A 14533-nucleotide genomic window follows, 5' to 3' on the forward strand; every position below is an offset into this window, starting at 1 on the left:
TAAAAACACCTCACATAACTCGTTCAACTGTACCAAACCACATCACGTTAGATTTTAGACTAACTATTGTGATGTACATCAAAAACGAATTTGTGAAGCGTTGTATATTTTACAAAGGTGAATAGCGTTTCGTATAGCATTTTCAACATTACTACACCCAAGCGTCACGCTAAAGTTCGAAATCGAATCCTTTCATTCAATAAAAGCCCTTATCCACTACAAACTCCATATCAAACGCATAAACTATCTTGTGATACTATCTCGATCATATCTATAGTACGCATGTGTATTTCGCTTCACTGAATGATATGCTTCATCATTTAAATATAAACCGTCATCTTTCAATGCCACTTGATAACCTTTCTTTCGTGCTAACCAGACAACATCTATATAATTTTCTCCTGCGTTTTCATAACTTCTTAAATCTTCAATATGTGCACTAACTTCAGGGAAAATGATTCTAATAACACTCTCCTCAATCCAACATTTGCCATGCATCCATCGCACTTGATCTGCCAATAAAGGTAACTGCACATCATTGAAATATACACGAAAGCCGTCATTATCATACATTTGCCGATATGGTAATGGCTGTTTTCTAATCACTAACACCTCGCCACCCATTACGGTGCCTTCTCTAGTATCATCACTGCCACCCGAAGCTTCATACGTTGTTGTGTCAACTTGTAGTCCATGTACATCTCCAATATAGGCATCTGGTTTATGTTCCATTGCATGTCCACGTGCAATCAATGCTAATATTGTAGATTGTGAAAATTGAGGCTCCCATTCAATGCGATTAGGATGGCTACTATAAATTCTAGGTTCATCTATAGCCTGCTGAATATCCATGCCAAACACTAATACATTGATTAATGTTTGCGCAACACTAGCAATGATACTTATAGCACCAGGTGCACCTACTGTTAATATTGGCTTCCCGTGATGCATCACAATCGTTGGAGCCATGTTACTTAGTGGTCGTTTATAAGGTGCAATTTCATTGATCCCACCCGCCACAACATCAAAACCATCCATTGTGGTATTCAATAACACGCCGTAGCCTGGAATCGTAATACCCGACCCGTAAATCATACCGATTGATGTCGTAAATGAAGCAATATTACCTTCCTTATCAATCACACAAAAATGAGTTGTTTCGGTATGATTTTCTTCAACATCTGTATGACTAATGCAATCAGACACAACACCATGCTCTATATCAATATTTGCTTTATTGCTATCAATGAGCTTACTGCGTGCTTTTAAATAATCGTCATCAATTAATGACTGTACAGGCACCTCATGAAAATTATCATCCGCCAAGTATTGCGCGCGATCACTATATGCTAAATGCATTGCCTGTATCAAATGATGCAAGTAATCGACAGATCTTGGACCCATAGATGGTAAATCGACATGTTCTAATAACTTCAATATTTGAATTACCGTGATACCGCCAGAACTAGATGGTCCCATTGAATAAATGTCATAGTCTTTAAATGTTGCACTGATTGGCGTTTTAATCTGAATGTCATAATTGGCTAGATCCTCTAAAGTGATTGTCCCACCACATTCTTTAACAACATTAACTAATTGTTTCGCAATGTCACCTTTATAAAATGCATTAAACCCTTGTTCTCTTAATATTTGAAATGTCTTGCCTAATTCGGGTTGTACAATCCAATCACCTTCACGCCAATATTGATTTTCATGCGTAAATACTTGCGCCGTTTCGTGATACTTTGTCAATCGTGCGTGTTGCTGGCGCGAATATTTTTCAGTAGCCCAATTGGCTGAATGACCTTCAATGGCTAGTTCAATTGCAGGATTAATTAAATCTTCCAATGACAATTTAGCATAACGCTTGTGAATATAATCAAACAGCTTTGGAATTGCTGGCACAGCGACAGTTTTACCATGTGTAGTCATATCAAAAAATGATTTATATTCGCCTGAATCATCTAGATAAAATTGTTTATCTACATGTGCAGGGGCTGTCTCACGCGCATCAAACGCAGTTATACTGCCAGTACTTTGCTCATAATATAGCAAGTATCCGCCACCACCAATACCTGATGCAAATGGTTCTACCACATTCAATGCCAGTTGAATTGCAATCACGGCATCCATGGCGTTGCCACCTTGATCTAATACATCCTTACCAATTTTAGCCGCAAGAGGATGTGATACGGAAATTAACCCTTCTTTAGATGTTTTTGTCTGTTTGTCATTTAAGTTAATGACCATACTATATCCTCCTACTTTCTGTTAAATATTTAAAACATTATTGATTAATAGCTTTTTCTACTTTTTCTAAATCTTGACGTTGCTCGTTACCAGTATCGACAAGTGGTGTAATCGGTGATGCAATTTTAAATTTATCGCCACGATAAAACTTAATAAATTGATCCTGATCTATCGCATTAACTACTGCTTGTCTCAAGTTTGGATGCGTCTTAAATATACCTTTTTTAATATTTAGCATTAAAAAGACTGACTTGCGTCCATTTTTGCGAATAATGCTTAAATTTTTATCCGACTTAATTAAATCAAAATGTTTTTGATTCACATCTGCCAACATATCAATTGAATGATTTCTAAGTTCTGACAATGCATTATTCGGGTCACCATTAAACTTCAATGTAATATTTTTAATTTTAGCTGGTCCATAACTACCTTTTTCTGTTTCGTTGAATCCTGGATTACGTTGAAACGTTGCTTGATATGCATTTTTCTGTGTCATAATGTATGCGCCACTTGCATAAAGCGCATTTTTTCCATCTGAATTTGCAGGAATTGTACTGCTATCCCCATATCCTTTTGGATATTCTTGATTTACTTGATTAACAAATTTTTTAGATAAAATGCCTGCCGAAGAGTGTGTTAAGTAATTTACCTCTCGAGGCATCGATTGATCTGTCGTAATTTTAACAATTTGATATATACCGCCTTTATTATTTACTTTTTGACCATCTGTCGTTAACGATTTGACGTTATAAGCTTTAATCAACTTATCATAGATTGATTTATCGTCCTTGTCTTTCTCTTTACGCAACTGATCGATGTCCTCATCTTTTAATATCTTGATGTCATTTATATGTTTGTGCATATTATAAGTATTATTGTTAGGCACAGACTTTTTATCACGTGCTCTATCTAAAGAAAACTTAACATCTTCAGCCGATACACGCTCTCCAGTATTACGTGCTTGTCCATTGACCACTTTCGCAAAATAATCATCATCTCTTAACAAGAAATAAAACGCTTTATTGTCCTTATTCACAGCATAATCACGACTTAACGAACCTTTCGTTGTTAAGTGGTCATTTTCATCTAATAATAATAACCTTGTGTACATATTCATATTAATTGAATATACTGACGGCGCAATTGAACGTATTGGATCCAATGTAGGAATTTCACCATCTTGTTGTGTCATCACAAGTGGACGCGTATCTCGTTCTCTACTATTGTTGTAATCAAATTGTTGCCATATTAATGCACGTGAATTTGGCAATCCAACACTATTTTTATCTAACACTTTATTGTCATATACTAAATTCTTTTTTGATCCATATAAAGGCGCAATATACCCTTTATCAAATACAACTTCATCTTCAATTTGCTTATATGTTTGTTTAACATCTGCTTCATTTTGAGTAGAAGCTTTATTTAACAACTGGTCTACATGTTTATCTTTCAATAAACTATTTGATCCTGTAGAACTAAATAATGCCGTCATAGCATAGTTCGGGTCACCGAATACTGTCATCCAGTCATCGATTTGGATATCATAATTGCCGGCTTGACGTTGTGTACGATAGCTACCATAGTCTGGTTGGATATTCATCTTCACGTTAAATCCTGCATTTTCCAATTGATCTTTGACGATATTCATATCATTTTCATAACTTGCTTGTCCTAGGAAATGTATCGTTGGTCGCTCGCCTTTCACTTCAACTTTCGATGACTTTTGAGCCACTTCTGATTTCGTAGGGACACCACAACCACTTAATACCAACGCTAAAACTATAATTGCGATACTAATGATTTTCTTCACATCTATCCCTACCTTTTTAATGAATTCTTGGATCTAGTGCATCACGCACTGCATCACCTATAAAATTAAATGCTAAAACGACGAACATAATACAAATACCAGGTACAATAGCTAAATTACTGTGCGTTTCCAAGTAGTTACTACCGGTACGTAAAATGTTGCCCCATTCAGCTACATCAGGTGCAACACCAAGTCCTAGGAAACTTAAACTACTTGTTGTTAATACAACCACACCTATATTTAATGAAAAACGTACAATCATAGGCGCAATCGCATTCGGTAAAATATAACGCCATATGATATTCCAAGTGTTTTCACCAGTGATACGTGCTGCATCTACATATTCCATGCGTTTAATTTCTAAAACACTGGCACGCATTGTCCGTGCAAATGATGGTATATTACCGATACTTAAAGCAATAATTAAATTTGGAATACTTGCTCCAAATGATGCAATAATTGCCACCGCTAACAATAATGATGGAATTGCAAACACTACATCTAAAATTCGCATTATTAAATTATCAATATGATTAAAATAACCTGCGATAGTGCCTAGTAACACACCAAAAATAACTGCAATAACTACTGAAATAATTGAAATTGAAAATGTCAGTTTCGTTCCGACAACTACGCGTGTAAATAAGTCTCTACCGAAATCATCAGTATCAAACGGATAGGCTAGACTCGGTCCATGTAACAGTGCATTGAACTGATTTTTAGTAGCCAATGTCGTATCAAATGTAAATTGTGACACAATTGATAATGTCAGCATGTAGACTAAAATAAGTAACCCGATAATCGCAATACGATGTCTAGTAGTTTTTCGTATAAACGATTCCCACCCGTTATAACTATGTATTTGCGATGTACGTTGGTAACGTCTAATACTTACAAACATTAATAATGTAAATACGTTGCCTGTTAATGTCATCAACAATAACAACACTTCGACGATACGTCGCCATAGGTCATGATGCTTCCATGTTTGTTCCATTGTTAAAATGATAATTAAAATGATGGTTAAAACGATTAGCAATGTTTCAGCAATATAGAACGTATCGGCCACATAACCTTTAAAAAGATTTAATGCACTCGTTAATATAACTAAAATATAAGTTGCAATAGCATAACTTGCGAATAGTTTTAAGGAAGCTATCTTTGTTGTAAGTTTTACCATATGCCTCACTTCCTTTCGTTAATTTCACTACGTAATTTTGGATCGATTAAAGCATAAAATATATCAATAATTAAGTTTGCTAAAGATATTACAATTGATATATATACGACCCCACCCATGACTGCTGGAATATCAGGTATTAGTTGTTTTTGGACGATATAACGACCGATACCATTAATGTTAAATACTTGTTCCGTCACTGCTGAACCGCCTAGTAACTCTGCCACTAGAAGACCAACTAGCGTTACAATTGGAATAATGGCATTTTTCAAAATATGTTTAATAACTACTTGTATCGTCGATAATCCTTTTGCATAAGCAGTTAAAACATAATCGCTGCGCATTACTTCAAGTACAGAAGACCTTGTCATACGCGTGATAGAAGCAGCAATACTTGTTCCAATGACAAGTACAGGTAAAATCAACGATATTGGATGTTCTGGCATATAAGATGGTGGTAAAATATCCAATTTCAATGAGAACGCTAAAATGAATAATAGCCCTTGCCAGAAACTTGGAATAGATAAACCAATTAATGCAATTATCATTAACGTGATATCAAGCCAACTATTTCGCTTCATCGCACTGATAATTCCAATTGGTATCGCAATAATTAATGCCACAATTAGCGCTAATACTGCGACAATTATTGTAATTGGAATTCTTTCGCCAACTGCTTTAGTCACAACCTCATTCCCTTTGTAAGTCGTACCTAAGTCAAAGGTAAAAACACCCTTGATGGTATCCCACAATTGAATAAAATAAGGTTCGTTAAGATGATGTAATACATTGAATTGATGTATCTGTGCCTTTGTTGCATTTTGTCCCAGTATGCTATAAGCCGCATCAAGCGGTGAAAAATACAGAATGGTAAACACACTGACAATAACACCAATGATGACAATCACAGCCATGACAATTCGCTCAAAAATATATCTAACTAATGGCTGTAAATAAATAGTCAATAAGATGAACATCGGCAAGGCCAATATCACTTTGATCATGATGAACTTATGAAATAATACATTTTCAAAGTATGTTGAAAAATGTGCTTGTTCAATATTCTTTGAATTCGTATTAGAACTTTGTGCCTTGAATATTTTTAATGCTTCTTTATGTATTTGTGTGGATGACTTTTGCTGCGATAAATATTTATATTTTTGATGTAACGCCTGTTCAATTTCTGAAATTTCAGAATTATTAGCGTAAAAATTTTTTCTCTTAGCAGAAAAGAAAAACTTTATCACTGCATATAAAAATATTGGCAAGCTTAATACCGATAATACAAACTTGTAAAATGCCTTGTGATACAACGACTTAAAAGATTCTAAATAAGTAATTATGATAATCACTCCTTGTAAAATAATCTTGAGTAGATTACTATGATATACAAAAGTATAGAATAAATTTACACATTTGTGAATAGGGAGGCACAACATCATGTCAAATTTATTAGAAGTCAACAGTCTGAATGTACAATTCAATTATGATGAAACTACAGTTCAAGCGGTAAAAAACGTCTCTTTCGAATTACGAAAAAAACATATCCTAGGTATTGTTGGTGAATCAGGATCAGGAAAAAGTATTACCGCTAAATCTATTTTAGGACTACTACCAGATTATCCGAATCACACGTTAACAGGAGAAATTATTTTTAATGGGCAATCGTTAACAAATTTATCAACTTCAGCGTTACAACAAATTCGAGGTAAGGATATTTCAATGATTTTTCAAGATCCACTCTCTTCGTTGAATCCAAGATTAACGATTGGCAAACAAATTACAGAAGTACTATTTCAACATAAACGTGTATCTAAATCTGAAGCAAAGTCTATGACAATAGACATTTTAGAAAAAGTAGGTATAAAACATGCAACTCGACAATTTGATGCTTATCCACATGAACTTTCTGGTGGTATGCGTCAACGTGTCATGATAGCAATGGCATTGATTTTAAAGCCACAAATTTTAATCGCAGATGAACCAACAACGGCATTAGATGCCAGTACACAAAATCAATTACTGCAGTTAATGAAGTCCCTTTATGAGTACACAGAAACGTCTATTATTTTTATCACTCACGATTTAGGTGCTGTGTATCAATTTTGCGACGATGTGATTGTAATGAAAGATGGAAGTGTCGTTGAAAGTGGCACGGTTGAAAGTATTTTTAAATCGCCACAACATACCTATACGAAACGCTTAATAGATGCGATTCCTGATATTCATCAAACGCGCCTGCCAAGACCGTTAAACAATGATATTTTATTAAAATTCGATCGCGTGAGCGTGGATTACAAGTCACCAAGTGGCAGCCTATACCGAGCAGTTAATGATATTAACTTGGCTATTAGAAAAGGCGAAACATTAGGCATTGTCGGTGAGTCAGGACCAGGGAAATCGACATTAGCTAAGACGGTCGTCGGTCTAAAGGAAGTGTCAGAAGGTTTTATTTGGTATAACGAATTACCATTAAGTTTATTTAAAGATGATGAATTGAAATCTTTACGACAAGAGATACAAATGATTTTCCAAGATCCATTCGCATCTATTAATCCAAGATTTAAAGTCATTGATGTGATTAAACGACCACTTATCATTCATGGGAAAGTCAAAGATAATGATGACATTATTAAAACTGTCGTATCGTTGTTAGAAAAAGTTGGCCTAGATCAAAGTTTCTTATATCGCTATCCACACGAATTATCTGGTGGGCAACGCCAGCGTGTAAGTATCGCTAGAGCACTTGCTGTTGAACCTAAAGTGATTGTTTGCGACGAAGCAGTGTCAGCTTTAGACGTTTCAATTCAAAAAGATATCATCGAGTTATTAAAACAATTACAGTTAGACTTCGGCATCACTTATTTATTCATCACACATGACATGGGTGTTATCAATGAAATATGTGATCGAGTTGCAGTTATGAAAAATGGCGAAATCGTTGAACTGAATAACACAGAAGATATTATCAAACATCCGCAATCAGACTATGCAAAGCAACTTATTTCAGAAGTAGCAGTTATTGCTAAATAAAAGTTATGCGTTGTGCAACTTTATCACTGTATGGTCTGGAATAAATCGGGCAACTTCTGATGTGTTATGTTAGATGACTTTGTCATACTAACTATATTGTGCTATGTTAGGGCTCGGCACCATATCAAGTTTTAGGTGCTTTGCCATGATTTAAGGGTCACACCCATACTTTGGGCATTTTAACGCATAATAAATCCCCCGCCACTATATAAAGTGCGGGGGATTATTTGCATTTTATTAGAATATTCAGACTTTTAAGTGTGTCAACTTAGCTTAGTCAATGTATATTTAACGTCACTTACTCTTTTTCTTTCATAATTAACACATTCAAATAAATTTTGATCAAAAAACACAAAGTTAAAAGTACCATCTTGCAATATGCTCTCATACATTATCCCGTCATATTTAAGGCTTCGAATATAATCAGCTAAATATTGAAATGGCAAATAATCTATTCCTTGTTCATCGCTTGGATTTGTTATTCCTTTATGAATCTTTTTTAATGTTTGGTAATTTACAAAATACTTTCTAAATCCATCATCGCCAGCTTTGATTGCATTACTAGTTAAATTAGTTAAATTCGCAATTTTCAATTTCTCTTTTGTAACGTTTTTTTGTAACTTAACCTTACCTATATAAATAATGTCATTATGCTTAGGTTTAACTTCTTCTATACTGACCTGTTCTTTTGTACTAAGGTATAATACGCTTATCCATTTAGAATTCAATCTTCCTGCCGTTGCAAATCCCTTTGGTGGTGACATTAGTTCACTTTTCTCTGTAATGAACTTAACTATTCTAGATCTATATAATGGTTCAAATCTTTCTCTAAATTCCTCAATACTATAGTAATTAGTAGTGATATCGAGAAAGAACGCTAAATTCTCTAAATTGATCATATTATTATGAAATCTATTTTTATACTTCAAGCTCTCACAAAATCCATCCCAGTCATTATTTGCTACAATTAGATTTTCATTTGTATATTTTTTATCTTTAATGATTTTAGCGCCTACTAAACCTTCCAACACCCGTCTATCTATATTTTCATCATCTTTAAAAAGTTCATTTAAAATACAACTTATTTTATCTTCTTCAACATTAAATATACTCCAATCATCTTTTAATGCTGTTTCAATTTTTTTACCTTCTTTTGGGCTAAAAGTATCTGGTAAATTTATACTAATATCATATAATTCTAACGCTGGTCTTAAATAATCTCTAATCTGCTCTAATTTATCTATGTGTCGAGTCGTATCAAATATTTTAACACCAAGATGATCGTTATCAATATCACAATTGTCAAATTTGCTATTATCATTTACAATGATTTCTACGATTTCAGTATTATTAAAACATTTTTCACATATTTTCATTTTGAGACTCCAAGTATCTATTCATAATTTCTAGATGATGCATGATAGATAACCTTTTAATTAAACCTAATCCTGGATACTTATTATTTTCATTTAATTCTTCGAATTGTCCGATCGCATAAGATCTATTTTTATTATCTAAGTTTTTAGACCAAGTTACTAATTTATCTACAGCCTCAAAAAACTTTTTAGCTGGATTTAATCTATCGTTATTAGAATCAGAGACAAAATGTTTAACTCTTAACTCATTAGCCTCATCAAAATAGACAATATGTATCGCAATAGCTAATGGCGAAAAGCCACCGTCTACATATTCTCCACCTATAACAGAATAGTCTGAAAATGCTACGTATCCATCTTCCTTATAATAAAGGTGATCGTCGCTATAAAACTCGTCATCATTATCTAAATAATCAACATTACGACTTAGTTTATTAAAAGGATCCATAATGATGCCTTTGTTTGGAATATTACGCAATTTACGTTTAATGTGTCTATCATCTGGTACAAAAACCATTTCAAGTTTATTTTTATCTCCAAACATTTCCCAGTCATCTACACTTGTTAAAATAGCTAAACTATTACTTGAAAATTGCTGTTTCAACCTATCATTGCCTTCATCAGAAGGACCCAAGTAAGCTTTTTGAATAACACTTTTGTTTTTTGTTATTATTTCAGTTAAATGTTCAACAGTTTCGTTACTAATCTCTTCTTCAGTTAACTTTGAATTTACTACTAAATTTATAGAGAATGCTTTTTCACCACAGTATTGCAAAGTATTTTTAAATGTGGTTGTATATTTAATTGGTTCAATTATAGGTTGAATACAATCACCAATCAAACCTTTCTCTAACAATTCTCTAATTGCAAATAGTTCATTTTGTTTCCCACGCAAATAAGGATAATACATATTAATCCTCCTTAAGAAAATGATATAGTTTATTTTTATCTTTCTTTGTCATTTTTGCGAAATATAACAAGAACTTAATTTCAGTCGGAGCTGCTAAAAATTCATCTTTGTATTCTTTCATGTTGCCTCTTTTTTTCAACTCAGAAATCATATTGTTATGCAGTTTCGTCATTGGTATTTCTTTAAACACGTCAAATAACACATCATACTCTGTGAAATCATTATAAGTTGGCACATCCATATGATTTTGTGCAATAACTCTTTTTCTTTCTTCTTTTCGTAAAAAGTTGTACATCGCTTTTGTGTTTAAGAGACTATTGTTTTCTTTAGGTTTTTGAACTTCACTCAGTGTATTTCTAGTAGTTAACACTAAAATTCCAACTGTTGTATCTTTGTATCTAGCCATAACTTTATTCAGATGTTTGTCATTTGTAATGACTACGACATAATTAAACACTTCATAATAATCATTAATTTGATTATCTAATCTATCCAGCTTATCTAATTCTGTTTTAATCTCATAGACAACACCTTTGCCGTTTAACAATATAAAATCAGCAATACTTTTCCCTATGGGCATCTCAGAAAGTGCAGTAGTTGTATTAACAGAATGTCGTCCTAGAAGGAGTTTATTAAGCATTGTGTTTTTGTAAAAATATTCGTTACGATAAGACTTTTTAAGATAATTATATAAAGATTTCATCTTCTGTATTACATTGATATTTTTAGGTCCCTGTATATAAAAATCATATGCCTCATCAACAACATCACTTTTATTTTTGATTGCAATTTGATGTAATATCTTTTGACTAAAAACACGATTAATCATATTTCTATTATCCATAGCTACGCACCTCCTTCAACATACATTTAATACTTATCCTGTTAATATTATAAACTATTTTAAATGCCTATAGACATTATTTCTATACACATACGATGATAAAATTGTATTGAAACCAAATGATGATTGCCAAACACATGGTAACTAACAAAATATAGAAAATAATAATGCCCCCTACACTAATCTAGCGAGGGGGCTGAATCATTACACACCGTATTTTTCAGTTGTTTCTGCCACGAAAGATTCAATGGCTTTTCTTGCTTTACGTTTTTCTTTCAATGGCAAATCACCAATCATTTTTTTAAGGTGATGTGGGTTTACAACACCACTATACTGGTAGTCATTTGAAATTGTTTTTAGGGCTTGTTCATCGATAGATCTCTCTCCAGCAAATCCTTTGAACTCCGCTTCTTTTTTAATACTTTCGAAATTAACATATTCTTGATCGATATCATCATCCTTATTTAAAGAAGGTACAACATTGTCGATGAATTCTCTAATTAGATCTCGTTTTAACCTCAATGTCGGATCATCTGCATGATCTAAAATACGTCTAATTTGTTCTTGGTTACGACGTTGTTCCGCTTTGTCTTCAAGATCAATTTGTCTCAATATATTCATAATATAATTCACATTAATCGTATCATTACGCATCATTTCTATTTCGAAATCAATATCATTTAAAATGGATACTTTGTTTTTCTCAGCCGTCGCTCTTTTTACTTGATCGTACACAGCTAAATATTTACTTTTATAGTCTTCATTCTCTTGTTCATCCATTCCAATTTCATCAATTGTAAACTCAAACTCGTCAAATGCTTTTAAACGTAATATTATTTTAGCTAATAAACGATAAGCTTCAACAAAGCGCTTTAGCTCTTCTTCATCTTGAATGTCATCAACCATGTGTGGTGTCGGCACAATCATTTTAAGCTCACGATAAGCGTCCATAAATTCTTTTTTATACTCTTCATAACTACGCATTAAAATTGTATCCGTATCATTTGTTTGTGAGAATACTCTCAGTGCATCGTCTGTCTCTTTTTTCAAGTCACGATAGTTTACAATTTCACCAAATGGCTTTGATTCTTTTTCAACCCTATTTGTACGTGAATACGCTTGAATTAAATCATGATACATTAAATTCTTATCAACATATAAAGTGTTCAGTACTTTACTATCAAAACCAGTTAAGAACATATTAACAACGATTAAGATATCAATTTTACTATCTTTAACGCCCTTTTTAACGTTTTTTGAAATATGATTAAAATACTCATTAGTCGTGTCTGTTGAAAAATTCGTCTCGAACTTTTTATTATAATCACTAATCATTTTCTCTAATTTTTCACGTGAATGATATGGCACTTCACCATCACGATCATCTTCATTAGGTTTAAACGTAAATATACCAGCTACCGTTAATGGTTGTTCCAACTTTTTGTTAAGTCGCTTAAATGTCTCATAATATTTAATAAGCGCGTGAATACTTTGAACTGTAAATATACTTGAATATTGACGATTACGTGTATATTTATCATGATTATTGATGATATGTCGTGTTACTAATTCCACACGTTTATCCGCTAACCATACTTCTTCCGTATCAATTGCTTCAACCATGCTGTTATCTTCTGCTTTTAAAGCTTTATTTTTAAAAGTATTAATATAGTCAACTGAGAAACCAAGTACATTACCATCATGAATGGCATCTCTAATTAAATACGTATGTAAACATCTACCAAAAATATCTGCAGTTGTTCTACCATCTTGACTACTATTTTCTGGGAAACGTGGCGTACCAGTGAACCCAAAGTATTGGGCATTTTTGAAATGTTGTTTAACTAGACGATGCATGTCACCAAATTGACTGCGATGACACTCATCAATAATAAATACAACTTTATTCGTTTTATACTGTTCTAATAAATGGGCATTACCTTGAATCGCTTTAGCCATTTTTTGAATCGTCGTTACAATAAGTGGCAAACTTTTATCATTTAGTTGGCGTACCAGTTGCGAGGTATTAAAAGTTTTGTCTACAGCACCCTTAGCAAATTTATTAAATTCCTCTTCTGTTTGGCTATCCAAGTCTTTACGGTCAACCAAAAAGATAACTTTCTTAATGTCATCTTGCTGTGATAAAATCTGACTCGCTTTAAAAGAAGTCAACGTCTTACCACTTCCAGTTGTATGCCATACATATCCATTATTCCCTGTCTCAGTCGCTTGTTGAATAAGTGATTCTACCGCATACACTTGATACGGACGCATTGCCATCAGTATTCTATCTGTTTCATTAATAATCATATAGCGCGATATCATCTTAGCTAATTGACAAGGTCTCATAAATGACTCAGCAAACGATTGCAATGTATTGATTCGGTTATTCTGTTTATCACTCCAATAAAACATGTGACTCTTCAATAGTTCGCTATCATTATTAGAAAAGTATCGCGTTTCAACACCATTACTAATGATAAACATTTGTATGTAGCGGAATAAGCCTGTGTAATTTTGTTTACGGTAACGTTTTACTTGGTTAAACGCCTCATTAATATCAATGCCTCGACGTTTCAATTCAACTTGGACAAGGGGTAGTCCATTGATTAATATCGTTACATCATAACGTGCTTTATATGTATCCTCGACAGATACTTGATTCGTCACTTGAAACTTATTTTTACACCAACTTTTCGTATCTAAAAACGACAAATAAATCTCAGACTCATCATCACGTCTAAGTGGTAATTTATCACGTAAAATACGGGCACTCTCGAAAATACTTTTCCCATCAATCATCGTTAACAGACGTTGAAATTCTTTATCTGTTAAGGGATTGCCTTCTAATTTGTCCGCATGACGCTCATTTAAAATCGTTCTAAAATTATCAAGCAATTGCTTATTATCACGTATCGTTACTCTTTCGTAACCCAATTGTTCAAGTTGATTCATCATTTCATTTTCTAATGCGTATTCACTTTGGTATGCCATTCATATCCCCTTCCGTACACTTTCTATTGCTCTAAATATATCATAAACTTTAATGAAAAATGTTTGTTTTTTATCTTCAAACGTAAATTTATTCTAATTTTATTGTCTTATCTTTTAATATTTGTGTTTGAGG

The 14533-nt window shown here is 33.2% G+C and carries 9 protein-coding genes; 1 reads left to right on the plus strand and 8 read right to left on the minus strand.

Annotation, left to right across the window (positions count from 1 at the left end; translation table 11 throughout):
- Window positions 1-243 precede the first annotated feature (243 nt).
- Genes ggt through IDG45_RS03150 form a run of 4 tightly spaced genes read right to left on the minus strand, consistent with a single transcriptional unit; the run spans window position 244 to window position 6727 of the window.
- The gene (gene ggt, locus IDG45_RS03135; protein WP_000236420.1) at window positions 244-2250 is read right to left on the minus strand and encodes a gamma-glutamyltransferase; all 2007 of its coding nucleotides are present in this window, start codon (window positions 2248-2250) and stop codon (window positions 244-246) included.
- 37 nt (window positions 2251-2287) lie between these two features.
- A complete protein-coding gene (locus IDG45_RS03140; protein ID WP_031927693.1) occupies window positions 2288-4063 on the minus strand; it encodes an ABC transporter substrate-binding protein in 1776 nt (591 codons plus the stop codon).
- A gap of 16 nt (window positions 4064-4079) precedes the next feature.
- The gene (locus tag IDG45_RS03145; RefSeq protein ID WP_000240093.1) at window positions 4080-5243 is read right to left on the minus strand and encodes an ABC transporter permease; all 1164 of its coding nucleotides are present in this window, start codon (window positions 5241-5243) and stop codon (window positions 4080-4082) included.
- A gap of 5 nt (window positions 5244-5248) precedes the next feature.
- Entirely contained in the window at window positions 5249-6727 is a 1479-nt protein-coding gene (locus tag IDG45_RS03150) for an ABC transporter permease (protein ID WP_001807309.1), read from the minus strand.
- Between IDG45_RS03150 and IDG45_RS03155 the strand changes: the two genes are divergently transcribed.
- Window positions 6684-8276 (plus strand): ABC transporter ATP-binding protein, encoded by a 1593-nt coding sequence (locus tag IDG45_RS03155; protein ID WP_000067373.1) that lies wholly within the window; start codon window positions 6684-6686, stop codon window positions 8274-8276. The genes IDG45_RS03150 and IDG45_RS03155 overlap by 44 nt on opposite strands.
- A gap of 263 nt (window positions 8277-8539) precedes the next feature.
- Here IDG45_RS03155 and IDG45_RS03160 read toward each other — a convergent pair whose 3' ends face one another.
- The 4 genes from IDG45_RS03160 to IDG45_RS03175 all read right to left on the minus strand — a co-directional run bounded on the left by IDG45_RS03160 (window position 8540) and on the right by IDG45_RS03175 (window position 14400).
- A complete protein-coding gene (locus tag IDG45_RS03160; RefSeq protein WP_000686459.1) occupies window positions 8540-9652 on the minus strand; it encodes an RES family NAD+ phosphorylase in 1113 nt (370 codons plus the stop codon).
- Window positions 9639-10562 (minus strand): sce7725 family protein, encoded by a 924-nt coding sequence (locus IDG45_RS03165; protein WP_000291762.1) that lies wholly within the window; start codon window positions 10560-10562, stop codon window positions 9639-9641. The genes IDG45_RS03160 and IDG45_RS03165 overlap by 14 nt, the downstream gene beginning before the upstream one ends.
- A 1-nt stretch (window position 10563) precedes the next feature.
- Entirely contained in the window at window positions 10564-11406 is an 843-nt protein-coding gene (locus IDG45_RS03170) for a sce7726 family protein (RefSeq protein ID WP_000370349.1), read from the minus strand.
- A gap of 204 nt (window positions 11407-11610) precedes the next feature.
- Window positions 11611-14400: a type I restriction endonuclease subunit R gene (locus tag IDG45_RS03175; RefSeq protein WP_054193785.1), complete on the minus strand. Its 2790-nt coding sequence runs from the start codon at window positions 14398-14400 to the stop codon at window positions 11611-11613.
- Window positions 14401-14533: the final 133 nt, after the last annotated feature.

The sequence above is a fragment of the Staphylococcus sp. EG-SA-10 genome, assembly GCF_017151945.1.
Classification (GTDB): Bacteria; Bacillota; Bacilli; order Staphylococcales; family Staphylococcaceae; genus Staphylococcus; species Staphylococcus aureus.